Origin of the sequence: Sphingomonas canadensis, assembly GCF_026013525.1 — a bacterium.
Taxonomy (GTDB): Bacteria; Pseudomonadota; Alphaproteobacteria; order Sphingomonadales; family Sphingomonadaceae; genus Sphingomonas; species Sphingomonas canadensis.
The window spans coordinates 485,133-512,092 of the sequence record NZ_JAPDRA010000001.1 but is presented as its reverse complement, the minus strand read 5'-3'; the positions used below and the strand labels follow the sequence as shown (position 1 = coordinate 512,092).

Here is a 26,960-nt window from a genome sequence, read left to right as displayed (position 1 = left end):
AGCAGTACCGCCAGTCCGATTTCAGATTCGCTCGCCGCTCAACCGCTGGCAGACCATGTCGAGCTGGTCGAGCGTCGAATAGGTCAGCGTAAGCGTGCCGCCCTTCGGCCCATGCGCGATCCGCACATGGAGCCCCAGCACGTCGCCCAGGTGATTTTCCAGCGCTTCGATATCGGCGTCGCGCACCGTACCTGGCCCCTTGCGCCTGCCGCCCGCCGGCTTGGCCTCGCGCGCGAGCTTCTCGGTATCGCGAACCGACAGCCCCTTCTCGACCACCTGGCGCGCAAGCTTCTCCGCCTCCGGCGCACCAACCAGCGCGCGGGCGTGGCCCATGTCGAGCGCGCCCTCCATCACCATTTCGCGAACCACTGCCGGCAGTTCGAGCAACCGGAGCAGATTCGCGACATGGCTGCGCGACTTGTGGACGATCTTGCCCAACACCTCCTGGGTGTGTCCGAATTCGGAGATCAGCCGCGCATAGCCCTCGGCCTCCTCAATCGCGTTGAGGTCCTGCCGCTGGATATTCTCGATCAGCGCGATCTCGAGCGTCTCGACGTCGCTCAGTTCGCGGACGACGACGGGCACCTCGTGCAGCCGCGCGCGCTGGGCCGCACGCCAGCGCCGCTCGCCCGCGACGATCTGATAGCCCTTGCCATGCGGGCGGACGAAGATCGGCTGGATCAGCCCGCGCGCGGCGATCGAGCGCGCCAGCTCGTCGAGCGCCTCCTCATCGAAATGACGGCGCGGCTGGCCCGGGTGCGGGCTTAGCGCGCTGACCGGCAGCATCCGGATCCCCGAGTTCGCCTCCGGCGAGCCGCTGACCGGCTCCTCACGGACGTTGTCGCCCAGCAGGGCGCTGAGCCCCCTGCCCAGCCCCGGCTTCGGCTTGCGGGAAGCGGACGGCGCGGGCGCGGCCGGGGATGCGGCGGTCGTATCGTTCATGCGGCCTTCTTGTATTTGTTCAGACGCTCGATCACCTCACGGGCGAGCGCGATATAGGCTTCGGAGCCGGAGCAGCGGTGGTCATAGATCAGCGCCGGTACGCCGTGGCTCGGCGCCTCGGATAGGCGCACGTTGCGCGGGATCACCGTTTCGAACACCACCTGCCCCAGCACGGCGCGCACATCGTCCGACACCTGGTCGGTCAGCCGGTTCCGCCGATCATACATGGTGAGCACCACGCCGAGGATCGAAAGCCCGGGATTGAAGCGGCTGCGAATGCGCTCGACCGTGTTGAGGAGCTGGCTGAGCCCCTCAAGCGCGAAGAACTCGCATTGCAGTGGCACGAGCAGGGCGTCCGAGGCGACCATCGCGTTGATCGTGAGCAGGCCCAGCGACGGCGGGCAATCGATCAGCACAACGTCCCAGCGCGTCCCCCGGTCACGCGCCAGCGCCGCGTCGAGCCGGTGTGTCCGCGCCTCGAACTCGATCAGCTCGATCTCCGCGCCCGACAGATCCTGCGTCGCCGGAACGATATCGAGCCCCGGAACGCGCGTTGGGATGGCGACATCGACGAGATCGGAATCCCCGACCAGCAGGTCGTAGCTCGAATGCTCCCGTTCGGCCCGCGAGATGCCAAGCCCGGTGGAGGCGTTGCCCTGCGGATCAAAGTCGATCAGCAGCACCCGCCGCCCGATCGCCGCCAGCGCCGTCCCGACGTTGATCGCGGTGGTGGTCTTGCCCACCCCACCCTTTTGGTTCGCAATCGCGATGCAGATCATCGAGCACGTACCCCTTGCGCGACCACGATGCCCGAATCCGCATCGGTGATGCTTGGTTCCACGTGAAACGCACCCTGCCACGCGCGGCGCGCCTCTGCTACCTCCGATTGCGCGTTCCGGCCTTTTGGCAGCACCCAGACTGTGGATGAATCTGTGCAATGCGCTGTGGAGTGGAAGAGCGAGGGCAATGCCGCAACCGCGCGCGCCGAAATGACGGCCGCGGGGCGGGCTGGCTGCCAGCGCTCGACCTTGTCGGCCACGAGAGTGACCCGGGAAGAGAGCCCCAGTTCCTCCGCCGCCTGCCGGAGGAAATCGATCCGTCGGGCACGAGGCTCGACCAGGACCACAGGGCGGGTTTCATCCAGCAGCGCAATAACCATCCCCGGAAGCCCAGGCCCGCTGCCCACATCGACCCAGACCCCCTCGCCGGCATCGCGAGCGAGGGGGAGAAGCTGGGCGGAATCGACCAGATGGCGGCCCCAGATCACCGGAATCGTCGAAGCGGCGATCAGATTCTGGCGCTTATTCTCCGCCGCTAGCAGCGCCGCGAACCGCTGCAACATGGTTTCACGTGGAACACCGAAGCGCTCCCGCACCCATTGGCGTGCCTCTTCCTCGGTCATGCGGCGGGCCTCCGGGCATGGAGCAGGATCGCCGAGAGCGCCGCCGGAGTGATCCCGCGCAGCCGTGAAGCAGCCCCAAGCGTCTCCGGACGAGCGGCCGAGAGCCGTTCCACCATCTCGTTCGAGAGGCCCGGAATGGCCGCATAATCCAGTTCGGGCCGCAGCCGCACCGCATCGTTGCCGCGCAGTTCGGCCACCTCCCCATCCTGCCGCTCTAGATAGGGAGCGTAGCGGGCGTCCTCGACATACTCCGCCAGCAATCCCCGTTCAGCGACGAGTCCGGGCGCCAGATGCCCTGGCTCCACCCCTGCAAAGCGCAGCCATTCCCGCGCGGCCCGGCGGGCGCCATCCTGAGCCACCGCCGCGCCACGGCCGCGCAATTCGCTTGCCGTCACCATATGATCGAACGCCGCGTCCAGCTCTGCCAGAGCCTCCTCCCGCCGCGCCATCCAGGCGCTACGCTCCGGCCGCAGGCACCCTAGCGCGCGGGCGGCCGGCCCCAGCCGGCTGACCGCATTGTCCGCCCTCAGACGCAGCCGGTATTCGGCGCGCGCGGTGAGCATCCGATAGGGCTCGGTAACCCCTTGCAGCACCAGATCGTCGACCATCACGGCGAGATAGCTGGTCGCACGATCTAGCGCGAGCGGCGCAATCCCCAGGGCATGGGCCGCTGCGTTCAGCCCGGCGACGAGCCCCTGCGCCGCCGCCTCTTCATATCCCGTCGTCCCGTTGATCTGCCCCGCGCAGAACACGCCGTCGATACCGGGTAACGCCAGCCGCATATCGAGCGCGCGGGGATCGATATGATCATATTCCACGGCGTAGCCGGGCGTGACGATCGCCGCACGCTCCAGTCCCGGAACAGAGGCTACCATCGCCTCCTGCACGTCCACCGGCAGCGAGGTCGACATGCCGTTGGGATAGACCAGATGGGTACACAGCCCCTCCGGTTCCAGGAATATCTGGTGTCCGTCGCGATCGCCGAAGCGATGGATCTTGTCCTCGATCGAAGGGCAATAGCGCGGCCCCTGCGCATCGATCGCCCCGCTGAAGAGCGGCGACCGGTCAAGACCGCTGCGGATGGCGTCATGGGTCCGCCGGTTGGTCCGGGTCACCGCGCAATGGAGCTGCGGAAGCGTGCGGCCAATTGTGAGCGGCGACATCGTCCAGGGGTCGTCATCGCTCGGCTGCTGATCCAGCCGTGCCCAGTCGATGGTTCGCCCGTCCAGGCGCGGCGGCGTTCCCGTCTTGAGGCGCGACATCGGAAGGCCGAGCGCGCGAAGCTGCGCCGCGATCCGGTGCGCCGCCGCCTCGCCGATTCGCCCGCCCTCAAGACGCTCCTCCCCCCGGAATATCCGGCCGCCGAGGAACGTGCCGGTCGCCAGCACCACCGCGGCCGCACCCAGTCGGGTTCCGTCCGCGAGCGTCACACCCGTCAGCCGCTCGCCCGCCATCTCCAGAGCTGCCGCTTCACCCGCGATCAGCGTCAGATTCTCCTGCGCGGCGAGCATCGCCTGGATGGCTGCAGCATAGCGTTTCCGGTCCGCCTGGACGCGCGGGCCCTGAACCGCGGTGCCCTTCGATCGATTGAGCATCCGATAGTGGATCGCCGCCGCGTCCGCCGCCCGCGCGATCAGCCCGTCAAAGGCGTCCACCTCGCGCACCAGATGGCCCTTGCCGAGGCCGCCTATCGCAGGGTTGCACGACATGGCGCCGAGCACGGCGAGATCGAAGCTGACCAGCGCGGTGCGGGCGCCGCGGCGCGCGGCCGCTGCCGCCGCCTCCGTCCCGGCATGACCGCCGCCGATGACGATAACGTCGAAGTCCATGCGCGGCGGCTAGTCCTCCCGCACGCGCGCGTCAAAGCCGTTCCACGTGGAACCGGCTATTTGCCGATGCAGAAGCGCGCGAACAGCGCGTCGAGCATCGCCTCCGTCCCCGCCCTGCCAGTTATCGCGTCGAACGCCCGGCGCGCGGCGCGAAGCCGCTCCGCCACCAGCAGAAGATCGGCCTCCATCGCTGCCCCGGCGAGCGATTCGGCCGCCGCCTCTGCCAGGCCGCGCTGCCGCATGTTGAGCGCGAACATGTCGGGTGGCGGGATAAGCGCGGATGCCACCTCCGCCATTCGCTCCCAGAGCGCTTCGACCCCGAAACCGCTATGTACGGAAACGGGGATGTCCTTGGCCGCAACCGGTCCCCGCCCCTCCGCATCGGCCCGTGCATGGATCCATATAGTGTGCGGATGTGCGGGCGGCGGATCGTCGCCAAGCCAGAGCAGCAGGTCAGCGCCATCGATCGCTTCACGCGCCCGCGCGATGCCGATCGCCTCGATCGCGTCGCCGGTATCCCCGGCCAGGCCCGCGGTATCCGTAAGCAGCCACGCGATGCCGCCGCGGATCACGGGCGCCTCGATCCGGTCCCGCGTGGTTCCGGCCTGAGGCGAGACGATCGCGGCATCGCGCTCCGCGAGCGCATTGAGCAGCGTCGACTTGCCCGCATTGGGCGGCCCGGCGAGAACCACCCGGATACCGTCGCGCATGCGCTCGACCGGCGGCCGCGCCGCGACCGCGCCGATCTCGGCACCCAGCTCCACCGCGGCGGCGCGGATCCTGGCGAGGATCGCGCCTTCGTCCACGTCGTCCTCGTCGGAATGGTCGAGCACCGCCTCCGCCGACGCAGAGATGCCGAGCAGCCGCTCGGTCCATCCCTCCACGGCGCGGCGCACCGCTCCCTCGGCCGATCGCATCGCCAGGCGCCGCTGGCCCTCCGTCTCGGCCATCAGCAGATCGCCGAGCCCCTCCGCCTCGCTCAGATCGATCCGGCCATGCGCCAGCGCGCGGCGGGTGAACTCGCCCGGCTCCGCAAGGCGCAAGCCAGGCAACCCCGCCAGAACCCGCTCCACCGCACGGACGACGGCGCGGCCGCCGTGAAGGTGCAGCTCGGCCAGGTCCTCGCCGGTCGCGGTGGCCGGTCCCGGAAAGAGCAGCACCAGCGCGCGATCGAGCTCACCGCCGCCGGCAGGATCGCGAAGAACGCGCAGCGCGGCGTGCCGCGCCTTGGGTAACCCGCCCGCCAACAGGCGCACGGAATCGAAAGCTCGCGGACCGCTCAGGCGCATCACCGCGACTGCGGCCGGCGGGGCGCCGCTGGAAAGCGCGAAGATCGTATCCATCGCGATCAGGAGGAGGATTTGCTTCCCTTGCCCCCCGTCCCCGTCGCGGATTCGAACATGCCGCGCCAGAAACTGAGCCCCGCCTCACCCATGGGACCCCAGCTACGCATCATGGCGTCAAGTGCTGCCTCAGGATTTCCTTGTTTTTCAATAGCTTCCATCATCATCGTCATGTAGCGATCATGGATGGGCGTCAGATCCGGCAGCCCGATCGCGCGTCGTGCCTCCTCGGGCGTGCAATCGACTTCGACGTTGATCTTCATGGCCGCTTCTCCGCTTGAGCGCCTGGGCGGCGCACTGCTAGGCATTCCCCATGTATGCGCGCGACCATGCCCTGATCGCAACGCCCCTGGGCGCGATTCGCGTGGATGGCGACGATCGGCGGATCACCGGCATCCGGATCGGTGCCGAAGGGGCTGCCGCCGCTGGCGCCTCCACCGCGGTGCGCATGGCGGCGGAGCAGCTCGAACAATGGTTCGCCGGGGAGCGCCAGGACTTCGCGCTACCGCTGGAGCCGATGTCCACGCCACGCGGCGAAACGCTGCGCGCCGGGCTGGTCGCAGTCCCCTATGGCGAGACGATGAGCTATGGGGCGCTTGCCCGCCAGCTCGGCTCGGCGCCCAGGGCGATCGGCCAGCTCTGCGCGCGCAATCCCTTTCCGGTCGTGGTCCCCTGCCATCGCGTGCTGGCGGGTGGCGGCGCGCTCGGCAATTATTCGGGGGGCGAAGGCCCCATAACCAAGCGCTGGCTGCTCGATCACGAACGCCGGCATGCGGGAGGAACCCTGTTATGACCATGATCCGGATCGATACCATCGACGGCAGCGGCAGTTTCGACGCCTATTGCGCAGAGCCAGCGGGCACGCCGCGCGGCGCCATCGTGGTCATCCAGGAGATCTTCGGGGTGAACCCCGGCATCCGCCAGAAATGCGACAAATGGGCCGACGCCGGCTATCTGGCGATCGCGCCCGACCTGTTCTGGCGGCTCCAGCCCGGCATCCAGCTCGATCCCGACGTGCCCGAGGAGTTCCAGCAGGCGCTGGGATGGATGGGCAAGTTCGATCAGGATGCGGGGATCCGCGACATCGAAGCCACGATCCGCGCCGCCCGCACACGGGCTGGCGGCGCGAAGGTGGGCGTGGTAGGCTATTGCCTGGGCGGTCGGCTCGCCTTCATGACCGCCGCACGCACCGATGCCGATGCCAGCGTCGGCTATTATGGCGTCGGGATCGACGGGCTGCTGGGCGAGAAACACGCCATCGCCCGCCCCGTGCTGCTCCATGTGCCCACCGCCGACCATTTCGTCGGGCCGGAGGCTCAGGCCGCGATCCACGCCGGGCTGGACGATCATCCTCAGGTGACGCTGTTCGATTATCCGGGCGAGGATCATGGCTTCGCCGCCGAGATGGGCAAGCGCCGATCCGAAGCGGCGGCACAGCTTGCCGACTCGCGCACCGCGGAGTTCTTCGCCAGCCACCTCGGCTGACGCCCCGGTGCCGGCCCTCACCGCCAGCCTCCTCGCCTATGCAGGCGCGGCGCTGGCGGAGATCGCCGGGTGCTTTGCCTTCTGGGCATGGCTCAAGCTGGGCAAGTCCCCGCTATGGCTCGTGCCCGGCCTGATGTCGCTGGCGCTATTCGCCTGGCTGCTGACCTTCATCGACAGCCAGCACGCCGGCCGTGCGTTCGCCGCCTATGGCGGGGTCTATATCGCTGCGGCGCTTTGCTGGATGTGGGTCGTCGAAGGTTCGCGGCCCGATCGCTGGGACCTGATCGGCGCCGCCGTCTGCCTGGCCGGAGCTGCCGTGATCCTGTGGGGACCGCGCGGCTCCGGCTGAGGAAGAATCAGGTAAACAGGCTGACGATCCCGGGCGTCTGGTGCCCACCCACCCAGCCTTCGTAGATCATGCGGAACGCGACGAAGACGATCACCGCCAGGCCGATATAGGCGATCCAGCGGTAGCGATCGATGATCTGCGCGATCAGGTTTGCCGCCAGCCCCATCAGCGCCACCGACAGCAGCAGGCCGACCACCAGAATGCCCGGGTGCTCACGCGCCGCACCAGCGACCGCCAGCACATTGTCCAGGCTCATCGATACGTCGGCGACCGCCACGGCCCAGGCCGCGCTGGCAAAGCTGCGCGCCGGCTTCAGGCCGGAATGCTCGTCGCCCTTGATCTCTTCGGAACCCGGGCTCTCGTGCCCGGCACGAATCTCACGCCAGAATTTCCAGCTCACCCACAGCAGCAGCAGGCCGCCGGCGAACACCAGCCCCACCATGCCCATCAGCCAGGTGACGATCAGCGCAAAGGCGATGCGCAGCACCAGCGCCGCGCCGATACCGATCAGGATCACCTTCTTGCGATGGTCGGCCGGAAGGCCCGCGGCCAGCGCGCCGACGACGATGGCATTGTCGCCGGCCAGCACCAGATCGATCATCAGCACCTGGCCGAAAGCCGCCAGTGCCGCGGGATCGCCCAGGTTCGAGAAATCCTTGACGATATGCGACCACATCTCGCCCAGCGATCCCGGGCCCAGATGCGCGGAAGCGGCGGCGAGAAGTTCGAACATCGCCGGACTGCCTTACTGGTTCATCGAATCGAAGAAGTCCTCGTTGGTCTTCGAGTCCTTCATCTTGTCGAGCAGGAATTCCATCGCGTCGATGGTGCCCATCTGCATCAGGATGCGGCGCAGCACCCACATCTTCGAAAGCTTGGCCTTGTCGACCAGCAGCTCTTCCTTGCGCGTGCCGCTCTTGCCGACATCCAGCGCCGGGAAGATGCGCTTGTCCGCAACCTTGCGGTCCAGCACGATCTCGGAGTTTCCGGTGCCCTTGAACTCCTCGAAGATCACCTCGTCCATGCGGCTGCCGGTGTCGATCAGCGCGGTCGCGATGATCGAGAGCGATCCGCCCTCCTCGATATTGCGCGCGGCGCCGAAGAAGCGCTTCGGCCGCTGGAGCGCATTGGCATCCACGCCGCCCGTCAGCACCTTGCCCGAGCTCGGAACCACTGTGTTGTAGGCGCGGCCGAGGCGGGTGATCGAATCGAGCAGGATCACCACGTCTTTCTTATGCTCGACGAGGCGCTTGGCCTTTTCGATCACCATCTCGGCGACCTGCACATGGCGCGTGGCCGGCTCGTCGAAGGTCGAGGACACGACCTCGCCCTTCACCGAACGCTGCATGTCGGTGACTTCCTCCGGTCGCTCGTCGATCAGCAGGACGAGCAGGAACACCTCGGGGTGATTGTCGGTGATCGCCTTGGCGATATTCTGCAGCATCACCGTCTTGCCGACGCGCGGCGGCGCGACGATCAGCGTGCGCTGCCCCTTGCCCTGCGGCGACACGATGTCGATCACGCGCGCCGACTTGTCCTTCACCGTCGGATCGGCGGGATCGAGCGTCAGCTTCTGATCGGGGTAGAGCGGCGTCAGATTGTCGAAATTGACCCGATGGCGCACCGCCTCCGGATCGTCGAAATTGACCGAGACGAGGCGGGTCAGCGCGAAATAGCGCTCGCCGTCCTTGGGCGCGCGGATTTCGCCTTCCACCGTATCGCCGGTACGCAGGCCGAACTTGCGGACCTGGTTGGGCGAGACATAGATGTCGTCAGGGCCCGCCAGATAATTGGCCTGGGCGCTGCGCAGAAATCCGAATCCGTCCTGCAGCACCTCGATCGTGCCTTCGCCCATGATCTGCTCGCCATTCTCGGCCTGGGCCTTGAGGATCGCGAACAACAGATCCTGCTTGCGCAGCGTGGATGCTCCCTCGACGCCAAGCTCTTCGGCCATCTCGACCAGCTCGGCGGGGGATTTCTTCTTAAGGTCCTTCAGATGCATGAATGGATTCCAGGCGTGGAACGGGGAGGATAGCGTCGGTCGGCGAAGCTGCGCGCGGGCGATGCTGAATAAGGAGGGACGCGCCCGGAAGTTCCGGAAGCGCCGTCAGGAATTAGGTTCGCCACCTGTCCAAGTCAACCGGGATCGGCACGCGAATCAGAAGGGCTTCACCACCGCCAGGATCACGATCAGCACCACCGCCAGCGCCGGCACCTCGTTGAGCATCCTCAGGCTGCGCGTGGGCAGCGTTCCCGCCCCGCCCGCCAGCTTGCGCGCATAGCCCAGCGCCCAGCCGTGGAAGCCCGACAGGCCCAGCACGAGCAGCAGCTTGGCATGCAGCCAGCCCAGCCCCGGTTGGCCGTCGAACAGCCCCGAATTGATCGCCAGCACGATTCCAAGCGTCCAGACGACGACGATCGACGGATTCAGGATCATGCGCGCCAGCAATACCTCGCGCTCGCGCCATTTCTCCGCCTCCGGCGTGCCCAGCGCGTCCTGATGATGCACCAGATAGCGGGGGAACAGGAAAAGCCCGGCCATCCAGAAGATGACGAAGATGATATGCGCCGCCTTCACCCATACATAGGCAAGGCCCAGGAATCCGGTCATCGGCCGCCCTTCCGCACATGCGCCACCAGTTGCTCGACATGCGCGATCGGCGTGTCCTGCAAAATGCCATGGCCCAGGTTGAAGACGTGCGGGCGATCGGCAAATGCCGACAGGATGCGGTCCGCGGCAGAGATCAGCGCTTCCCCGCCCGCGATCAACGCCAGCGGATCGAGGTTGCCCTGCACCGGCATGCCGGCAGGCAGCGATGCATGCGCCCATTCCGGATCGACCGTCTCGTCCACGCCCACCGCGTCCACGCCCGTCTCGCGCGCATAGGCAGGCAGTTTGCCGCCCGCGCCCTTGGGGAAACCGATCACCGGCACGTGCGGTACGTGTTCGCGCAGCGCCGCCACGATCCGCGCGTTGGGCGCGATCACCCAGCGTTCGAACTGCGCGGGGCTCAGGCTGCCCGCCCAGCTATCGAAGAGCTGCACCGCCTCGACGCCCGCGGCGATCTGGCCCAGCAGATATTCGATGGTGCTCGCCACGATCCGGTCGACCAGCGCCTCCATCAGCGCCGGATCGGTGTAGGCCAGCCGGCGGGCCTCCGCCTGCTCGCGGCTGCCCTGGCCATTGATCATATAGGTGGCGACGGTCCACGGGCTTCCCGCAAAGCCGAGGAAGGTCGTCTCCGGCGCCAGTGCGGCGGAGACGAGGCGCACCGTCTCGTAGATCGGAGCGAAGGCGGCGGAATCGGGCACGAACCCGTCGAGCACGGCGCGTGCATCGATCTTGGGCGCCAGCCGCGGCCCCTCACCCGTTTCGAACCACAGCTTCTGGCCCAGCGCCATCGGCACGATCAGGATGTCGGAAAACAGGATCGCACCATCGAAGGCGAAGCGGCGGATCGGCTGGAGCGTGATCTCGGCTGCAGCGGCGCTGTCGTTCACCAGCGCCAGGAATCCGCCCTTCTCGGCCCTCAGCGCGCGATATTCGGGCAGGTAACGGCCGGCCTGGCGCATCAGCCACATCGGCGGAACCGGCTGGTGTGCGCCGCGCAGGGTATCGAGCAACGGCTTGGACTTGGGGGCAATGGGAGTGGTCAGAACCGCCTCTCAATCATCAATAGAATCAGATTCCAGAAGATTGTTGGAGTCTGTTGTCGCGTGGAAGCCGGGGCTTATGCGTTCATGCCCAAGTTGCCAACAGCTTGACTCGCCGGGGCCTGCGGGCTCCCCCGGATTCGCGGATCGCTTCCCCAAAATTCACAGCCTGTGGATCGTTCCGCGGGTCTGGGGATCGCGCTGTGGATGGTGCCGGCCCGAATCCGCCCGGCTGGGGATGCTTGGCCCCGGCCCGGGGTTGCGCTAGCGCCTGTCCGCCATGTTCTCCACAGATCCATCCAGAAGCTGATGCGCCTGCACCTGCACCTGCTCTCCGATTCCACCGGCGAGACGCTCGAGAATATCGCCAAGGCCGCGCTTGCCCAGTTCGACGATGTCGAGACGCTGCGTCATTTCTGGCCGATGGTGCGAAGCGAGGCGCATCTGGAACGCATCCTGCAGGAGATCGCGCAGAACCCCGGGCTGGTGCTGTACACGCTGGTGAACCCGGAGATTCGCCGCACGCTGGAGGCACGATGCCGGGCGATGGGCCTGCCCGCGGTGGCGCCGCTCGATGCGGTGAACAACGCGCTGAGCAACCTTCTCGGCCAGGAAGCCAAGGCGCGGCCGGGGCGCCAGCACATGCTCGACGCCGCCTATTTCGCGCGCGTCGATGCGATCCACTTCACCATCGCGCACGACGATGGCGTGGGCGAGGAGAATTGGGAGCAGGCGGACATCGTGCTCGTCGGCGTCTCGCGTTCGTCTAAGACGCCGACCTCGATCTATCTCGCCAATCGCGGGTACAAGACGGCGAATGTGCCGATCGTAATCGAATCGCCGCCGCCCGAGATACTGTTCCGGCTCAAGCGGCCGCTGGTGGTGGGGCTGACGACCAGTGCCGATCGCCTGGTCCAGATCCGGCGCAACCGGCTGCTCTCGCTCAACCAGCAGCCCGGTACTTCCTATGTCGATCAGGACTCGGTCCAGCATGAGGTGGCGGTGGCGCGGCGCATGTTCGCCGACAATGGCTGGCCGGTGATCGACGTGACGCGGCGCTCGATCGAGGAAACCGCGGCGGCGATCATCCAGCTCTGCAACGAACATCGCGCCGCGCGGGATGCCGAAGCATGAGCCTCCGGCTGGTGCTCGCCTCACAGAGCGCATCGCGCCGGGCGATGCTCGATGCCGCGGGCGTACCGCATGAGGCGATGGCGGCGCTGGTCGACGAGCAGGCCGCGAAGGAATCGCTGCTCGCGCGCCAAGTCGCGCCGCGCGACTTGGCCGATGCGCTCGCCGAGCTGAAGGCGCTCAAGGTTTCCGCACGCGATCCCGCTGCACTGGTGCTGGGCGGCGATTCGGTGGTGGCGCTGGCCGACGGCAGCCTGCTCGACAAGCCGGAGAGCCGCAGTCAGGCGCGCGATCACCTGCGCCGCATGTCCGGCGCGACCCACAGCATCTACAGCGCCGCGGTGATCGCCGAGGGCGGCCGCCCGGTGTGGCGCTTTGTCGATCGGGCCAGGCTGCACGTCCGGCCGCTCTCGGATGCGTTCGTCGAATCCTATCTCGACGTCGAATGGCCCGCGATCGCGGGCTGCGTAGGCTGTTTCCGGATCGAGGGGCCGGGCGTCCAGCTCTTCACCCACACCGAGGGAAGCCATTTCACCATCCTGGGCATGCCGCTGATGAACATCCTGGATTACCTGCGCCTGCGCGGGATGCTGACGTCATGACGAACCCGGCAAAGCTCTATGCCGAGGTGATCGGTGATCCGATCGCGCATTCCAAATCGCCGTTGATCCATGGTTTCTGGCTCGATGCGTTGGGGATCGATGCCGAATATCGGGCCTGCCACGTCACGCCGGAGGGGCTCGGCGCCTATTTCGAGTCGCGGCGCGGCGATCCGGCCTGGCGCGGGTGCAACGTCACCATCCCGCACAAGCAGGCGGCGCTCGACCATGTCGAGGATCGCGGCGGGCTGCGCGGTACGATCGGCGCGATCAACACCGTGATCCGCGATGAGGACGGCGCGTTGACCGGGACCAACACCGATGCCGGCGGCTTCTATGCCCCGATCGCGGGCCTGGAGCTGGCGGGCGCGCAGGTCGTGGTGGTGGGTGCGGGCGGCGCGGCGCGGGCGATACTCTTCGCGCTCGCCCGGCTGGGGGTGGGGCATGTCACCGTCCTGAACCGCAACGTGCTGAAGGCGGCGGCGCTGCTCGCGTCCTTCGGGCTGAAGGGCGATGCGCTGCCGCTGGGCAGCGCGATCCCGCCCGCCGCGCTTCTTGTCAACGCCAGCGCCCTGGGGATGACCGGCCAGCCCCCGCTCGACCTGGACCTGTCGCCGCTGCCCGAAGACGCCGTCGTCTATGACGCGGTCTATGCCCCGCTGGAGACCGGGCTGCTCGCCGCGGCGCATGCGCGCGGGCTCGACACGGTGGACGGGCTGGAGATGCTGGTGGGCCAGGCCGCGCTGGCGTTCGAACTGTTCTTCGGCGAGGCGCCGCCGCGCGACCGTGACGAGGAATTGCGCGCGCTGCTGCTGGCCTGACGCGCGCGGAGGGGATGCGATGATCACGCTGGGGCTCACCGGATCGATCGGCATGGGCAAGTCGACGGTCGCGGCGATGTTCGCCGACGCCGGGGTGCCGGTGTTCGATGCCGACGCCGAAGTCCACCGGCTCCAGGGGCCGGGCGGTGCGCTGGTCGGCCGGATCGAGGCAGCGTTTCCGGGCACCACTGGCCCAGGAGGCGTGGACCGCAAGCGGCTGGGCGAGGCGGTGCTGGGCGACGACGCGGCGATCCGGCGGCTGGAGTCGATCGTCCATCCCGCCGTGGCGGAGGCGCGTGCCGCCTTCCTGGCCGCCCACGCCGATGCGCCGCTGGTGCTGCTCGATGTGCCGTTGCTGTTCGAGGCGGGGGGATGGAGCCAGGTGGACCGAATCGCCGTCGTCTCTGCAGCGGCCGAGGTTCAGCGCGCGCGCGTGATGGCGCGGCCGGGAATGACGGCGGAGCGATTCGAATCGATCCTTGCCCGCCAGCTTCCCGATGCGGAAAAGCGCGCCCGCGCCGATTTCGTGATCCCGACGGGCGGCTCGCTGGACGAGACGCGCGCCGCGGTGGATGCGGTGATCGCTTGCCTCGCGCGGCCGGCGGGAGGATAATGGGCCATGCGCGAGATCGTGTTCGACACCGAGACCACCGGGCTTAGCTTCTCGGGCGGCGACCGGCTTGTCGAGATCGGCTGCGTCGAGTTGATCAACCGGGTGCCGACGGGCAATCACTTCCACGCCTATCTGAACCCCGAACGGCCGATGCCGGCGGAGGCCTTTGCGGTTCACGGCCTCGGCGACGCATTCCTTTCGGACAAGCCGCTGTTCCACGAACGGGTGGAGGAACTGCTCGATTTCCTGGGCGACAGCCCGATGGTGGCGCACAACGCGGCGTTCGACTTCGGCTTTCTGAACGGCGAACTGGGCCGCTGCGGCCGCCCTTCCTGTGCCGCGACGCGGATGATCGACACGCTGTCGATCGCACGCCAGCGGCATCCGGGCGCGAAGCACACGCTGGATGCGCTCTGCTCGCGCTACGGCATCGATCTCAGCCAGCGCACGCTGCACGGCGCGCTACTCGACGCGCAACTGCTCGCGCAGGTCTATGTCGAGCTTACCGGCGGGCGGCAGATAACGCTGGGGCTGGCGGTTCAGGCCGCCGCGCCGCGCGTCGCTCCGATCGAGGCGCCGGTCCGCGCCAGCGTACGCCCGGCCCGGCATTTCGCGCCAAGCGATGCGGAGCGCGCGCGGCACGAGGAATTCATCAAGGGGATCGACGATCCGCTATGGGGTACACCGGCCGCCGGTTGACGCCCGGGGGCCGCATCCCTAGCTCGACGGCCCAAATAGTGCGGAGGAGAGTTATGGATATCCGAGTATCGGGCCACCAGGTCGACACCGGTGAGGCGTTGAAGCTTCACGTCACCGATCGGCTCCAGGGTATCGCCGGCAAATATTTCTCGCGCGCGCTCTCGGCGCAGGCGACGTTCGGCAAGGGTCCGCACGACATCGGCTTCACCTGCGATATCGTGGCGCATGTGATGCAGGGGCTGGTGCTCAAGGCGTCGAACCGCGGCCATGACGCGCATGTCGCCTTCGATGGCGCCGCCGACCGGATCGAAAAGCAGCTTCGCCGTTACACCCGCCGTCTGAAGGATCATCATGGCGGCCGCGCCAATGGCATCGAAGCGGCTGAGCCGGCGGTTCGCGACGACGCGGGCTATACCCTGTTCCTAGAGGATGGGGAGGCTGAGGAAGCGGCCGATTCGCCGCTGATCGTGGCCGAAACGCGCGTCGACGTGCCCGATGCCACCGTTTCCGACGCGGTGATGATGCTCGATCTGCGCAACACCAACGCGCTGCTCTTTCGCAACAGCGGCACGGGCGCGTACAACATGGTCTATCGCCGCGGTGACGGGACGATCGGCTGGGTGGAGCCCGAGCGCGCGGTGCGCTAAGGGGCTCCGCGCGCCTCTTCGAAGGGCTGCTAGCTGGAATTCGCATGACCGATCTGAGTGACCTGCTCACGCCCGACGCGGTGGTGGACGGCATTGTCGCTGGAAACCGCAAGACGCTGCTTCAGCAGCTCGGCGCGCTGGCAGAGCGCGTCTATGGCCAATCCGCGCGTGAGGTGACCGAACGGCTCGCCGCGCGCGAGAAGCTGGTCTCCACCGGTTTCGGCGGCGGCATCGCCATCCCGCACGCGCGGATGGAGGCGCTGCCCAGGGTGATGGGGCTGTTCGCGCGGCTGGAAAAGCCGGTGGAGTTCGCCGCGGTGGACGATCTGCCGGTCGATCTGGTGTTCGTCCTGCTGTCGCCCAGCGGGGCGGGGGCCGAGCATCTGAAGGCGCTCGCCCGCGTCTCGCGGCGGCTGCGCGATCGCGGCTTCGCGGCGAAGCTGCGCGGCGCGGGGTCGCGCGATGCGCTCTATGCGCTGCTCACGGGCGTGGAAGCGCGTGACGCAGCCTGACGCGGTCGGCGCCGGGGCGCATTTTCGCGCGCTCGAATCGCTCTATGCCGCAGCGCCGGTGAACCAGCTCTTCGAATCGCGGCTGGAGATTCCGGAGCCGGGCGTTTCGCGGATTCACTTCACCATCGATCCGCGCTGCTTCCACGCCGCCGGGGCCGCGCACGGCACCGTCTATTTCAAGATGCTGGACGATGCCGCCTTCTATGCGGCGAACAGCCTGGTCACGGACCGCTTCCTGCTCACCACCGCGTTCAACCTGCTCTTCACCAAACCGCTGAAGGAAGGCCCGGTGGTGGCGGAGGGACGCTGGGTGAGCGGCCAGCGCCGCGTGTTCGTGGCGGAGGCGCGGCTGGTCGATTCGAGCGGGGAAGAGGCGGCGCGCGGCACCGGCACCTTCATGCGATCGCGCATCGCGCTGGCCGGACTTCCCGGCTATCGTTCGTGAGCCATGCGATGCCGCGGCTGACCAGCTCGGTCCTGGTGAGCGCGATGGTGCGCCGCGCGAACCATGCCGGGGGATCGGCGGCGGTGCTGGCGCGCGGCGACGATACCGCGGGCGGAATCCTGATCCTTGCCTGTGAGCGCGGGAGCGGCGGGCGGCTGTTCGAGCGCGGGCTGGGGCCGAGCGGTGATCCCGCGCTGTTGCCTTCAGGACCTGCGGATGGCGACGATTCCGCGCTCACCGATTATTGGCGCCGCCGCCGCGAGCGCGATCCCGACCTGTGGGTCGTGGAGATCGACTCGGCGGATGCGGAGGCCATCGCCGCGGAGACGCTGGGCCTGGCCTGAGCACGGGCGGGGCTTTTCAGCGTTCGCCTCCTGTTCTAAAGTCTTCCTGCCTTTGGTGGCATCGGCGACAGCCCGCTCCCTCCTGAACAGGACAGACTCTGGATTTCGCCGATGCTTGCCGATCCCTCCCCGGTCATGGCGCCCCTGGTCGCTGCCGATGTCGCACGCGGCGTCAGCCGGCTGTTGCTGCGGCATGACAGCACCGCGATCACGGAGGTGATGCTGGCGGGCGGCCGCCGCGCGGACCTGATGGCGATCGACGCGCGCGGGGGCATCGCGATCGTGGAGATAAAGGTTTCGCGGGCCGATCTGCTCGGCGACATGAAATGGACCGATTATCTGGACCATTGCGACCGCTTCTTCTGGGCGGTGCCTGCCGGCTTCGATCTGTCGCCCTTCGACGCGCCCGAATTCCTTCCCGCGCGCGCCGGGCTGATCGTGGCGGATCGCTATGACGCCGCGATCGTGCGCGAGGCGGCGGAGGTGCCGCTGGCGGCGCCGGTGCGGCGGCGCTGCACCCTGTCCTTCGCCCGCCGCGCGGCGCGTCGCGTAATCCTGATGAACGATCCGGAAGCCGGCGTGATCTGATCGCGAGCCGTTACAGGTTCGGGCCGACCGCCGCCTTGCGCTGGATCTTGGGCGCTTCGGCCAGCAGCTTGGCGATCGCCGGGGAGCGCCGGTCCTGCTTGGCGTAATCGCGCGCGCTCATGCCGGCCAGCAGGTCGGCCTGGTCAGGATCGGCGCCATTGGCCAGCAGCAACTGCACCATCTCCAGGTCGCGGAGCTGCACGGCACGGATCAGCGGCGTCTCCCCGCTCGAATTGCCGATGTTAATATTGGCCTTGTAGGTCAGCAGGATGCGCACGCCCTCGATGAAGCTGATGTTCGTCGCCAGCATGAGCGGCGTGTTGCCGCGCGCGTCCTTGATGTTGGGGTTGGCGTCACGCTGGAGCAGGAAGCGGAGGTATACCTCGTCGCTGCGCTTGGTGACGATGTGGAGCGCCGCGTCGCCGCTGTCGCGCTCCTTGGAATCGATGATGCGCGTGCCGGGCTCGTTGAGGTACTTCATCACCTTCGCACCGTCGCCCTTCTTGACGGCCTCAAGGAACTCGTAACTTTCGGAGAACTGCTGCGCGAAGGCAGGCTGCGCGGCCAGGATCAGCGCGGCTGCGGCGGCGATACGCACGAAATAAGGCATTACGATACGGCATCCTCTGTGGCGGGAACGCTTGCAAGCCCCCAACTATCAGATCATGGCTGCGCGCACCATGAACAGTATCCACCGACGCATTGCAACCGCTCTGGCCGCCGTGCTGCTGGTTGCGGGATGCAGCCCGGCGCCGCGCCCGCCGCTGGACGGTGCCCGCATCGGCGGCCCCTTCGCGCTTACGGGTACCGACGGCAAGACGGTGCGCGACACCGATTTCGCGGGGAAATACCGGCTCGTCTATTTCGGCTACACCTATTGCCCTGACGTGTGCCCCACCGACATGCAGCGCACCGCCCGCGTGATGAAGGCGCTGGAGAAGGCCGATCCGGCGACCGCGGACAAGATCGTGCCGATCTTCGTCACCGTCGATCCCGATCGCGATACGCCGGCGGCGGTGAAGCAGTTCGTCAGCGCATTCGGCAACCGGTTCGTCGGGCTCACCGGCAACCCGGAGGCGATCGCCCAAGCGGCCAAGGCCTATGCCATCAGCTATACCAAGCAGCCGCCCGGGCCGGGCGGCGGCTATCTCGTCGATCATGTGGCGGTGGTCTATCTGATGGGCCCCAAGGGCGAGCCGATCAGCTTCTATTCGCGCGATATGACCGATGAGGCGATGCTGGCAGACCTTCGCCAATGGGTGAAGTGACCCCCTTCTGGGAGCTGCCGCTCGCCGCGCTGGACCGCGCGCAGTGGGAGGCGCTGTGCGACGGATGCGGCAAATGCTGCATCCACAAGCTGGAAGACGAGGTGACGGGCGAGCTGTTCGCCACCAACGTCGCCTGCCGCCTGCTCGACCGGCGCAGCGGGCGATGCAGCGACTATCGCAACCGCCGCGCCTATGTCAGCGAATGCGTGCGGCTCAGCATGGCCAATGTCGCCAAGATCGAATGGCTGCCGCGCACCTGCGCCTATCGCCTGCGGGCGGCCGGCGAGCCGCTGCCCGAATGGCATTATCTGGTGTGCGGCGATCCGGAAGCGGTGCATCGCGCGGGCGAATCGGTTCGCGGCTGGACGATATCCGAGGACGACGCCGGCGATCTGGAACACCATATGGTCGATCGGCCGCTGTGAGCGATGCCCCCGCGCCGCTGGTGATCGTGCGTAACGCGCGCGCCCGGACGATGCGGCTGAGCGTGGATCCGCGCGATGGCCGGGTACGGCTCACCCTGCCCGCCCGCGCGTCGCTGCGTTCCGCGCTCGCCTGGGCGGAGGAGAAGCGCGGCTGGATTGCCGAGCAGCGCGCGCGGATCGCGGCACCGCGACCGTTCGCGCCGGGCGCGCGCATCCCCTTTGGCGACGTCGAACTCGCGCTGGCCTGGAGCGAAGCAGGGCCGCGCACGCCCCGGCGTGAAGGCGACGCGCTGATATGCGGCGGCCCTCGCGAGGGATTCGAACGGCGGATCGAGCGCTGGTTCAAGCGTGAGGCGCTGGCGCTGCTCAGTGCCGAAACCACCGAGTTCGCCGATCGCGCGGGCGTGCGCGTCGCCAGTGTCGGCATCGGCGATCCGCGTTCGCGCTGGGGGAGCTGCGCCTCTTCGGGCGCGATCCGCTATAGCTGGCGGCTGGTGATGGCGCCGGAGTATGTGCGCCGCGCCACCGTGGCGCATGAGGTGGCGCACCGAGTCCACATGAATCACGGCGCGGCCTTCCACCGGCTGGTCGAACTGCTGCTGGAAAGCGATCCCGCTCCGGCGCGCACCTGGCTGCGCCGCAACGGCGCGGCGCTGCACCGGATCGGCCGTCACTCCTGACGGCGGTTGCCGTCCTCGCGCCGGCCCGCATCGTCCTGACGCCGTGAGCCGTCGCCGCCCGCGCCGTCACGCGGAGCGCGATCCACCTGGGCGGGCGGGCGCGGGATGTCGCGGGGGGCAGGCTGGGCGGGCGGCTCCTCGCGGGGCGGGCCGTTGCCGGTCATCCGGTCGATCCAGTCCTGGTCCAGCGTATCGCCGCCCGGATTGTCCTGCGCCGAAGCGCCGGGATCGATCGGATTGCCGTCCTCGTCGACGAAGGCGCCGTTGTCCGGCTCGCCGAAATAGCCTTCCTCGTTGCCCAGCTCCCATTCGGGCAGCGTCACCTCGGTATCGAACTTTTCGACCGGCCTGTTCGCCACCGCCTTGCCCATGAAGGCGGCGAAGGCGCGCGCGGGCGCGGTGCCGCCCTGCAACCCGGGCACTGCCTTGGCATCGTCGCGGCCCATCCACACGCCGGTGGTGAGCCCGCTGGAAAAGCCCAGGAACCAGCCGTCCTTGTTGGAGGTGGTCGTCCCGGTCTTGCCCGCCACGGGGCGGCCGATCTGCGCGGCGCGGCCGGTGCCGGTGGCGACTGCGGTCTGCATCAGATCGATCATCTGCTTGGCGACCGTTTCCGAAACCAGCACCCGGCTGGTGTCCACCTCATGCTGATAGATCACCTCGCCGTTGGCGGTGACGCGGGTGATGCCATAGGGGGTCACCGCCACGCCGCGCTGCCCCACCGAGGCGAAGGCGCGCGTCATCTCGATCAGCCGCACGTCGGAGGTGCCCAGCACCATCGCCGGAGTGGTATCCACCTTGGTGGTGATGCCGAAGCGCCGGGCCATGTCCGCGACGGCCCCAAATCCTACCTCCTGCCCCAGCTTGGCGGCGATGGTATTGACCGAATAGGCGAAGGCCGCGCGCAACGACATCTCGCCGCGGAACGCGCCGGTGGAGTTGCGCGGGGTCCATCCGCGGATCGTCACCGGCTCGTCGACCACCAGATCCTCGGGCCGGTGCCCCGCCTCCAGCGCGGCGAGATAGACGAACAGCTTGAACGCCGATCCCGGCTGGCGCGTCGCCTGGGTCGCGCGGTTGTAGATCGAGGCGACATAATCCTTGCCGCCCACCATCGCGCGCACCGCGCCGTCGCGATCGATCGATACCAGCGCGCCCTGGGCGTTGGCCGGGGTGTTCGCCCGGATCGCCTCGTTCGCGGCGCGCTGCATGTTGATGTCCAGCGTGGTCCACACCTCCAGCGGCGCGTCTGTCTCGTCGATCAGCACCTCAAGCTGGGGCAGCGCCCAATCGGTGAAATAGCGGACGCTGTTCTGCTTGGGCTCTGGCGCCAGCTTCACCAGCCGCGGGTTGGTGGCGGCGGCTACCTCGGGCGTGATCTTGCCGTTCTCCGCCATCACGCGCAGCACCACGGCTGCGCGCGACACGGCCGCCTCGGCGTCCGCGGTGGGCGAATAGTGCGACGGGGCCTTCACCAGGCCCGCGATCACCGCCGCCTCGGGCAGCGTCAGGTTGGTCGCCGGATGGCCGAAGAACTTGCGGCTGGCCGCGTCTATTCCATAGGCGCCGCCGCCGAAATAGACCTTGTTCAGATACAGCTCGAGTATCTGGTCTTTGCTGAACTTGCGCTCCATGGCGAGCGCCAGCACCGCCTCGCGGATCTTGCGGCCGAAATCATATTTGTTCGACAGGAAGATCGTGCGCGCGAGCTGCTGGGTGATGGTGGAGGCGCCCTGGAGCCGCCGGTCCGTCCCGCGGTTGGCGATGGCCAGCTTCACCGCGCGCATCATGCCGCGCGGATCGACGCCCCAGTGCGATTCGAAACGCTTGTCCTCGATCGAGAGGATCGCATCCTTCATCACCTGCGGAATCTTGTCGTATTCCACCCATTCGCCATAGCTGGGGCCCATCGAGACCAGCACCGTGCCGTCGGCGGCATGGACGCGGATCATCTGGCCGTTTGGCGAAGACTTCAGTTCGTCGAAGCTGGGCAGCGAGGCGCGGGTGGAATAGACCGCGATCAGCAGCACGATGAACGAGACAAGCCCGATCGCGGCCACGCCGCCGCCGGCCCAGAACAGCCAGCGCCGCCACGTGGGCCATGCCGGGAACCTCGCGGGAAGATAGGAGCGGATGTCCATGGGAGTTGTGGTGAATTACGCCCTAATGGCGCGGCTCACAAGCCGTCAGGAACCGCCCGCCTCATTCGTGCTACCACCCGGCCCGTTAGCGCCGCGTGAACGGAAGTCGAGCGACACCGAATTGATGCAATAGCGCAGTCCCGTGGGGGGCGGGCCATCGGGGAAGACATGGCCCAGGTGCCCGTCGCAGCGCGCACAGCGCACCTCCACGCGGCGCATGCCGTGGCTCGCATCCTGATGTTCGCTCACATGCCCCCCGGCGGCGGGTTGCGTGAAGCTGGGCCAGCCGGAGCCCGAATCAAATTTGTCGTCGCTGTCGAACAGCTCTAGCTGGCATCCGGCGCAGCGATAGATGCCGTCGGCCTTGTTGTCGGTGAAGCGGCCGGAGAAGGCGCGTTCGGTCCCGGCCTCGCGCAGCACATGATATTGCTCGGGCGTCAGCCGCTTGCGCCATTCGGATTCGGGCAGGTTGATCTGATCCATGCCCGGGATGTGTTGCGCGCCGCGCGTTCCGTCAATCGCCCAGATTGGTGAATCGCGCGCCGGAGCGGGCCGCGGCGCCGGCGATCAGCCCTTCCAGGCCCAGTAAAGCTGGGCCGGCGGCACGTTCCACCATTCCATCGCGTGATCGATGCGATCGAAATAAGGCTCCAGGAAATCGCGGACCTTGGGCGAGAACTGATAGACCAGGAAGGCGCCGCCGGGGCGCAGCACCTTGGCCGTGGCCGCGCCGATCGCCGGGCCGACGCCGGGCGGCAGCGTTGAGAAGGGCAGGCCGGACAGCACGTAATCGGCATGTTCGGAGCCATGCGCGGCGACGATCTCGCCCACGTCCGCGGCCGATCCATGAACCGCGGAGAAGCGCGAGTCGCGGATCGTCTTGCGCAGATAGGTGACGAAATCCTCGTTGGTGTCGATCGCAATCAACTGGGCGTCTGGCGCCAGCCGGTCGAGCACGGGCTGGCAGAAGGTGCCGACGCCGGGGCCATATTCGACGAACGTCTTGCACTGGCTCCAGTCGGCGCGATCCAGCATGTGGCGGATCAGCTTGCCCGAGGAGGGGATGATCGATCCCACCATCACCGGGTGCTTCAGGAAGCCCTTGAAAAACATGGCGCGCGGCGAAGGTGCGCCGCCACGGGCATGTTCCAGACTCCGGGATGTCGTCATGGCCGATCCTTGCTCAAAACCGGGCTGATACGAGGCACCCGTCCGCGCATCCGTCGCAATTTTGTCATCGTGATGCAACCCGGGAGTGCCCCTTCCTGCGACGGGCCGAGGCTCCGTCGCTTGCGATAGCCGCACATCGGCCTAAGAATCGCGCGCCTAGCCGCCCAACTGAAAATCGAACCAAGTCCGTATCCATGGGGCCAAAGCCTTCCTCCGCCTTCCGGGGCATCGATCCCGGCTTCTCGCTGTTGTTCGTGGTGATGCTCGCGATCGCCGCGGGCAACACGGCGCTGCAATCGGTGCTGCCCGCACTCGGCCGCTCGATGGGGGTGGCGGACAGCGTGGTGGCGGCGGTCTTTTCGGTCTCGGCACTGCTCTGGGTGATCGCTGCCCCCTATTGGGCGCACCGCTCCGATCGCCAGGGGCGGCGGGCGATGGTGCTGCTGGGCGTCGGCGGGTTCAGCGTCTCGCTGTTCCTTTGCGGGTTGTTCCTGGCGATGGGGATCAACGGCTGGCTGGCGCCGACCACCGCCTTTGCCGCCTTCGTCGGTGGGCGCGTGATCTATGGGACGTTCGGATCGGCCGCGCCGCCCGCGGTGCAGGCGATCGTCGCGGGCCGCACGAGCCGCAGCGAACGGACGCGGGCGCTGACGCTGCTCGCCTCCGCCTTCGGGCTCGGCACCATCCTGGGTCCCGCGCTGGCGCCGTGGCTGGTGATGGGCAGCCTGTGGCCCGGCGGGCCGGAGATCGGGCTTTCCGGCCCGGCCTTCGTGTTCAGCGGCTGCGGGCTGCTGCTGCTCGCCGCGATCGCCCGCTATCTCCCGCGTGAGGAGCATGGCGCGCATGGCGCCGCCGCCTCCTATCCCTCGATCGGCGGGCAGGGGACCGGCGCCACCGTTACCGCAGCCACCGCGCCGCACAGCGAGAAGATCGGCTATTTCGATCCACGCATCCGCGCCTGGATGATCACCGGCCTGGTGATGGGCCATGCCCAGGCGATGACCGGCCAGGCGATCGGCTTCCTGGTGATCGACCGGCTGGGCATGACGCCAGCCGAAGCGCTGGGGCCGACCGGCATCGTACTGATGATGGGTGCGGGATCGGCGCTGCTGGCCCAATGGGGGCTCATCCCGATGCTGGACCTGCGCCCGCGGGCGCTGGTGATGGTCGGGCTGGGGGTGGCTGCGCTGGGCGCGGTGCTGACGGGCAGCGCGACCACGCTCTATGGCCTGGCCACCGGCTATGCGCTCGCCTCGCTCGGGTTCGGCTTCGCGCGGCCGGGGTTCACCGCGGGCTCGTCGCTCGCGGTGGGGCCGGAGGCGCAGGGATCGGTGGCGGGGCGCGTCACCTCGATCAACGGCGCCGCCTTCGTACTCGGCCCTTCGCTGGGCGTCGGCATGTACGAGTTGTGGCGGCCGCTCCCCTATCTGTTCGCGGCCGCCGGGCTGGTGCTGCTGCTCGCCTATTGCTGGTACCGGCTCAACCCTTCTGACCGCGCGGCTGGAGCATCCCCGGAGCGATGAAGCCGATCGGCTGGATCGCCACGGCGTCCTGTTTCAGCCGGGAAGACATTGCCTGGTACTCGGTCTCCATCTCGGGCGTCACCGTGGCGCGCGATTCGGCCAGCGCCGCTTCGAAATGCGCCATCGTCACGGTCGTGGCGTCGCGCGATTCGCGCAGCGCGATCAGGCCGGCGCGGCGGACCACGTCTTCCAGATCGGCGCCGGTATAGCGTTCCGCGCGCTCGGCGATGCCGCGCAGGTCGACGTCCGCATCGAGCGGCATCTTCGCGGTCTGTATCCGCAGGATGCGCAGCCGCCCCTCCGCGTCGGGCACGCCGACATAGACCAGCTCGTCGAACCGGCCCGGCCGCAGCAGCGCGGGATCGATCAGGTTGGGGCGGTTGGTGGCGCCGATGACGACCACCGACTGCATCTCCTCCAGCCCGTCCATCTCCGCCAGGATGGTGTTCACCACGCGCTCGGTCGCCTGGGGCTCGCCCAGCCCGCCGCCGCGCGCGGGCACCAGCGAATCGAGCTCGTCGATGAAGATGACGCACGGCGCAACCTGGCGTGCGCGGGCGAACAGCCGGGCGATCTGCTGCTCGCTCTCGCCATACCATTTGGACAGCAGGTCGCTCGATTTGGTGGCGATGAAATTCGCCTCCGCCTCACGCGCCACCGCCTTGGCGAGCAGCGTCTTGCCGGTGCCCGGCGGGCCATAGAGCAGGAAGCCCTTGGCGGGGCGGATGCCCATGCGGCGGAACGCCTGAGGCTCCTTCATCGGCAGCTCGACGCCTTCGCGCAACCGCATCTGCGCATAGTCGAGTCCGCCGACATCCTCCCAGCGGACGGTGGGCTTCTGCACCATCACCTCGCGCATCGCGGAGGGCTGGACGCGCTTCAGCGCCTCCAGGAAGTCGTCGCGCGTCACCGAAAGCGTGTCGAGCACGTCGGGCGGGATCGTGCCTTCGGACAGATCGAGCCGGGGCATGATCCGCCGGACCGCCTCGATCGCCGCTTCGCGCGTGAGCGCGGCGAGATCGGCACCGACGAAGCCATAGGTGGTGCGCGCCAGCTCCTCCAGATCCACCGCCTCGTCCAGCGGCATGCCGCGGGTGTGGATGCCCAGGATTTCGCGCCGCCCGCGGTCGTCGGGAACGCCAACCACGATCTCGCGGTCGAACCGGCCCGGACGGCGCAGCGCCTCGTCGATCGCGTCGGGACGGTTGGTCGCGGCGATCACCACCACATTGGCGCGCGCCTCCAGCCCGTCCATCAGCGTGAGGAGTTGGGCGACAAGCCGCTTCTCCACCTCGCCGGAGACCTGTCCGCGCTTGGGCGCGATCGAATCGATCTCGTCGATGAATATGATCGAGGGCGCATTCTTGTTCGCCTCCGCGAACACTTCGCGCAGCCGCTTTTCCGATTCGCCATAGGCAGAGCCCATGATCTCCGGCCCGTTGATCAGCAGGAAGGTCGCGTCGCTCTCGTTCGCCACCGCGCGGGCCAGCCGCGTCTTGCCGGTTCCGGGCGGGCCGTGGAGCAGAACGCCCTTGGGCGGATCGACGCCCAGCCGCTGGAACAGCTCGGGATAGCGCAGCGGCAGCTCCACCATCTCGCGGAGCTGGTCGATCGTCGGCCCCATGCCGCCGATATCGTCATAGGTCACGTCGGCGCGGCGGCTGTCGCCCGCCTCTTCATATTCGGTGCGCAGCTCGATCTCGGTGTTCTCGTCGATATGGACGATGCCCTTGGGCGAGGCCGAGAGGACTGCCAGCCGGATTTCCTGCAGCGCATAGGCGGGCGCGCGCAGGTGGCGTGCCACCTCGGCCGGCATCTCGCCCACGCGCTGCTGGCCGACGGTGGCGACGGTGTCGCCCTGCGCCAGGGGCCGGCCGAAGAAGGTGCGCTTCAGCGCCATCGCCGATCCCTGAAGCCGGAAATTGGCCTGGGCCGGGGCAAACACCACGCGGGTTGCCGCCTTTGACTGCGCCCGGCGGATCTCCACGAAATCGCCCGATCCCACGCCGGCGTTGGCGCGCTGGAGCCCGTCGATGCGCAGGATCTCCAGGCCCTCGTCCTCGGGATAGGGGTAGACCGCGCGCGCGGGCGTGGCGCGCTTGCCGACGATCTCGACCACATCGCCTTCGTTCAGGGCGAGCGCGGCCATGATGGCACGCGGCACATGCGCCAGTCCGCGTCCGCTGTCCTCCGGCCGGGAATTGGCCACCTGGAGCTTGCGCCCGCGGTTTTCGTCGTCTGCCATCGTGCGCCTCTCCTGCCGTGGACGAAGCGCGCAACATAGGAATGCGCCCCAGCCGCGGCGAGGGGGCGCGAAAAAAAGGGCCGGCCCGATGGGCCAGCCCTGGAA

General features: G+C 68.1%; 32 protein-coding genes. 17 read left to right on the top strand and 15 right to left on the bottom strand.

All coding sequences use genetic code 11. The annotated features are described in order from the left end of the window. Positions 1–21: 21 nt before the first annotated feature. The 6 genes from OM513_RS02490 to OM513_RS02465 are packed head-to-tail and all read right to left on the bottom strand — an operon-like array spanning position 22 to position 5,779. Positions 22–942, bottom strand: a complete 921-nt coding sequence (locus OM513_RS02490; RefSeq protein ID WP_264942559.1) for a ParB/RepB/Spo0J family partition protein — start codon at positions 940–942, stop codon at positions 22–24. Next, positions 939–1,721: a ParA family protein gene (locus OM513_RS02485; RefSeq protein WP_264942558.1), complete on the bottom strand. Its 783-nt coding sequence runs from the start codon at positions 1,719–1,721 to the stop codon at positions 939–941. Before OM513_RS02485 ends, OM513_RS02490 begins: the two co-directional genes overlap by 4 nt. After that, positions 1,718–2,344, bottom strand: coding sequence for a 16S rRNA (guanine(527)-N(7))-methyltransferase RsmG (gene rsmG, locus OM513_RS02480; protein WP_264942557.1), 627 nt, complete (start codon positions 2,342–2,344; stop codon positions 1,718–1,720). Before rsmG ends, OM513_RS02485 begins: the two co-directional genes overlap by 4 nt. After that, on the bottom strand, positions 2,341–4,173 hold the full coding sequence (mnmG, locus tag OM513_RS02475) for a tRNA uridine-5-carboxymethylaminomethyl(34) synthesis enzyme MnmG (protein WP_264942556.1): 1,833 nt from the start codon (positions 4,171–4,173) through the stop codon (positions 2,341–2,343). The genes rsmG and mnmG overlap by 4 nt, the downstream gene beginning before the upstream one ends. A gap of 56 nt (positions 4,174–4,229) precedes the next feature. Further along, the gene (gene mnmE / locus OM513_RS02470) at positions 4,230–5,516 is read right to left on the bottom strand and encodes a tRNA uridine-5-carboxymethylaminomethyl(34) synthesis GTPase MnmE (protein ID WP_264942555.1); all 1,287 of its coding nucleotides are present in this window, start codon (positions 5,514–5,516) and stop codon (positions 4,230–4,232) included. A 5-nt stretch (positions 5,517–5,521) separates the two neighbouring features. After that, positions 5,522–5,779: a DUF6489 family protein gene (locus tag OM513_RS02465; RefSeq protein ID WP_264942554.1), complete on the bottom strand. Its 258-nt coding sequence runs from the start codon at positions 5,777–5,779 to the stop codon at positions 5,522–5,524. A gap of 50 nt (positions 5,780–5,829) precedes the next feature. Between OM513_RS02465 and OM513_RS02460 the strand changes: the two genes are divergently transcribed. The 3 genes from OM513_RS02460 to OM513_RS02450 are packed head-to-tail and all read left to right on the top strand — an operon-like array spanning position 5,830 to position 7,350. Next, positions 5,830–6,309 (top strand): methylated-DNA--[protein]-cysteine S-methyltransferase, encoded by a 480-nt coding sequence (locus OM513_RS02460; protein ID WP_264942553.1) that lies wholly within the window; start codon positions 5,830–5,832, stop codon positions 6,307–6,309. Then, complete coding sequence (locus OM513_RS02455) at positions 6,306–7,001, top strand: dienelactone hydrolase family protein (protein WP_264942552.1); 696 nt, start codon at positions 6,306–6,308, stop codon at positions 6,999–7,001. Before OM513_RS02460 ends, OM513_RS02455 begins: the two co-directional genes overlap by 4 nt. Before the next feature lie 7 nt (positions 7,002–7,008). Further along, complete coding sequence (locus OM513_RS02450) at positions 7,009–7,350, top strand: YnfA family protein (protein ID WP_264942551.1); 342 nt, start codon at positions 7,009–7,011, stop codon at positions 7,348–7,350. A gap of 7 nt (positions 7,351–7,357) precedes the next feature. On the opposite strand, the gene OM513_RS02445 is transcribed toward OM513_RS02450, so the two are convergent. The 4 genes from OM513_RS02445 to hemE all read right to left on the bottom strand — a co-directional run bounded on the left by OM513_RS02445 (position 7,358) and on the right by hemE (position 10,974). Then, a complete protein-coding gene (locus tag OM513_RS02445; RefSeq protein ID WP_264942550.1) occupies positions 7,358–8,083 on the bottom strand; it encodes a TerC family protein in 726 nt (241 codons plus the stop codon). Between the two features lie 12 nt (positions 8,084–8,095). Then, positions 8,096–9,352: a transcription termination factor Rho gene (gene rho / locus OM513_RS02440; RefSeq protein ID WP_264942549.1), complete on the bottom strand. Its 1,257-nt coding sequence runs from the start codon at positions 9,350–9,352 to the stop codon at positions 8,096–8,098. Positions 9,353–9,508: 156 nt separating this feature from the next. Continuing rightward, a complete protein-coding gene (locus OM513_RS02435; protein ID WP_264942548.1) occupies positions 9,509–9,961 on the bottom strand; it encodes a CopD family protein in 453 nt (150 codons plus the stop codon). Next, positions 9,958–10,974, bottom strand: coding sequence for a uroporphyrinogen decarboxylase (gene hemE, locus OM513_RS02430; protein WP_264942547.1), 1,017 nt, complete (start codon positions 10,972–10,974; stop codon positions 9,958–9,960). The genes OM513_RS02435 and hemE overlap by 4 nt, the downstream gene beginning before the upstream one ends. 339 nt (positions 10,975–11,313) lie before the next feature. Between hemE and OM513_RS02425 the strand changes: the two genes are divergently transcribed. The 10 genes from OM513_RS02425 to OM513_RS02380 all read left to right on the top strand — a co-directional run bounded on the left by OM513_RS02425 (position 11,314) and on the right by OM513_RS02380 (position 17,403). After that, complete coding sequence (locus tag OM513_RS02425; RefSeq protein ID WP_264942546.1) at positions 11,314–12,138, top strand: pyruvate, water dikinase regulatory protein; 825 nt, start codon at positions 11,314–11,316, stop codon at positions 12,136–12,138. Further along, positions 12,135–12,737: a Maf family protein gene (locus OM513_RS02420; RefSeq protein WP_264942545.1), complete on the top strand. Its 603-nt coding sequence runs from the start codon at positions 12,135–12,137 to the stop codon at positions 12,735–12,737. The genes OM513_RS02425 and OM513_RS02420 overlap by 4 nt, the downstream gene beginning before the upstream one ends. Then, entirely contained in the window at positions 12,734–13,555 is an 822-nt protein-coding gene (locus OM513_RS02415) for a shikimate dehydrogenase family protein (RefSeq protein ID WP_264942544.1), read from the top strand. The genes OM513_RS02420 and OM513_RS02415 overlap by 4 nt, the downstream gene beginning before the upstream one ends. A gap of 19 nt (positions 13,556–13,574) precedes the next feature. Continuing rightward, complete coding sequence (coaE, locus tag OM513_RS02410) at positions 13,575–14,168, top strand: dephospho-CoA kinase (RefSeq protein ID WP_264942543.1); 594 nt, start codon at positions 13,575–13,577, stop codon at positions 14,166–14,168. A gap of 6 nt (positions 14,169–14,174) precedes the next feature. Continuing rightward, positions 14,175–14,867 (top strand): DNA polymerase III subunit epsilon, encoded by a 693-nt coding sequence (gene dnaQ / locus OM513_RS02405; protein ID WP_264942542.1) that lies wholly within the window; start codon positions 14,175–14,177, stop codon positions 14,865–14,867. A gap of 53 nt (positions 14,868–14,920) precedes the next feature. Then, on the top strand, positions 14,921–15,514 hold the full coding sequence (gene hpf, locus OM513_RS02400; protein WP_264942541.1) for a ribosome hibernation-promoting factor, HPF/YfiA family: 594 nt from the start codon (positions 14,921–14,923) through the stop codon (positions 15,512–15,514). A 44-nt stretch (positions 15,515–15,558) separates the two neighbouring features. Continuing rightward, complete coding sequence (locus OM513_RS02395; RefSeq protein ID WP_264942540.1) at positions 15,559–16,026, top strand: PTS sugar transporter subunit IIA; 468 nt, start codon at positions 15,559–15,561, stop codon at positions 16,024–16,026. Next, complete coding sequence (locus OM513_RS02390; RefSeq protein WP_264942539.1) at positions 15,986–16,471, top strand: PaaI family thioesterase; 486 nt, start codon at positions 15,986–15,988, stop codon at positions 16,469–16,471. Before OM513_RS02395 ends, OM513_RS02390 begins: the two co-directional genes overlap by 41 nt. 8 nt (positions 16,472–16,479) lie before the next feature. Beyond that, positions 16,480–16,815 (top strand): DUF1491 family protein, encoded by a 336-nt coding sequence (locus OM513_RS02385; RefSeq protein WP_264942538.1) that lies wholly within the window; start codon positions 16,480–16,482, stop codon positions 16,813–16,815. 135 nt (positions 16,816–16,950) lie between these two features. Then, entirely contained in the window at positions 16,951–17,403 is a 453-nt protein-coding gene (locus OM513_RS02380) for an MmcB family DNA repair protein (protein ID WP_264942537.1), read from the top strand. Positions 17,404–17,413: 10 nt separating this feature from the next. Here OM513_RS02380 and OM513_RS02375 read toward each other — a convergent pair whose 3' ends face one another. Beyond that, on the bottom strand, positions 17,414–18,013 hold the full coding sequence (locus OM513_RS02375) for an ankyrin repeat domain-containing protein (protein WP_264942536.1): 600 nt from the start codon (positions 18,011–18,013) through the stop codon (positions 17,414–17,416). A gap of 70 nt (positions 18,014–18,083) precedes the next feature. On the opposite strand from OM513_RS02375, the gene OM513_RS02370 reads away from it, so the two are divergent. The 3 genes from OM513_RS02370 to OM513_RS02360 are packed head-to-tail and all read left to right on the top strand — an operon-like array spanning position 18,084 to position 19,776. Continuing rightward, positions 18,084–18,671, top strand: a complete 588-nt coding sequence (locus OM513_RS02370) for an SCO family protein (RefSeq protein ID WP_264942535.1) — start codon at positions 18,084–18,086, stop codon at positions 18,669–18,671. Continuing rightward, positions 18,659–19,096 (top strand): YcgN family cysteine cluster protein, encoded by a 438-nt coding sequence (locus tag OM513_RS02365; protein WP_264942534.1) that lies wholly within the window; start codon positions 18,659–18,661, stop codon positions 19,094–19,096. The genes OM513_RS02370 and OM513_RS02365 overlap by 13 nt, the downstream gene beginning before the upstream one ends. Positions 19,097–19,146: 50 nt before the next feature. After that, entirely contained in the window at positions 19,147–19,776 is a 630-nt protein-coding gene (locus OM513_RS02360) for a M48 family metallopeptidase (protein ID WP_264943018.1), read from the top strand. On the opposite strand, the gene OM513_RS02355 is transcribed toward OM513_RS02360, so the two are convergent. From OM513_RS02355 to OM513_RS02345, 3 genes are all read right to left on the bottom strand, one after another. After that, positions 19,767–21,917, bottom strand: a complete 2,151-nt coding sequence (locus OM513_RS02355) for a transglycosylase domain-containing protein (RefSeq protein WP_264942533.1) — start codon at positions 21,915–21,917, stop codon at positions 19,767–19,769. The genes OM513_RS02360 and OM513_RS02355 overlap by 10 nt on opposite strands. Before the next feature lie 45 nt (positions 21,918–21,962). Next, positions 21,963–22,400 carry a peptide-methionine (R)-S-oxide reductase MsrB gene (msrB, locus tag OM513_RS02350; RefSeq protein WP_264942532.1) on the bottom strand — a complete coding sequence of 146 codons (438 nt, stop codon included), beginning with the start codon at positions 22,398–22,400 and terminating at the stop codon, positions 21,963–21,965. 84 nt (positions 22,401–22,484) lie between these two features. Continuing rightward, positions 22,485–23,087, bottom strand: a complete 603-nt coding sequence (locus tag OM513_RS02345) for a class I SAM-dependent methyltransferase (protein ID WP_264942531.1) — start codon at positions 23,085–23,087, stop codon at positions 22,485–22,487. 194 nt (positions 23,088–23,281) lie between these two features. Between OM513_RS02345 and OM513_RS02340 the strand changes: the two genes are divergently transcribed. Then, complete coding sequence (locus OM513_RS02340) at positions 23,282–24,610, top strand: MFS transporter (RefSeq protein ID WP_264942530.1); 1,329 nt, start codon at positions 23,282–23,284, stop codon at positions 24,608–24,610. Here OM513_RS02340 and OM513_RS02335 read toward each other — a convergent pair. Then, positions 24,567–26,855 carry a CDC48 family AAA ATPase gene (locus tag OM513_RS02335; protein WP_264942529.1) on the bottom strand — a complete coding sequence of 763 codons (2,289 nt, stop codon included), beginning with the start codon at positions 26,853–26,855 and terminating at the stop codon, positions 24,567–24,569. The genes OM513_RS02340 and OM513_RS02335 overlap by 44 nt on opposite strands. Positions 26,856–26,960: the final 105 nt, after the last annotated feature.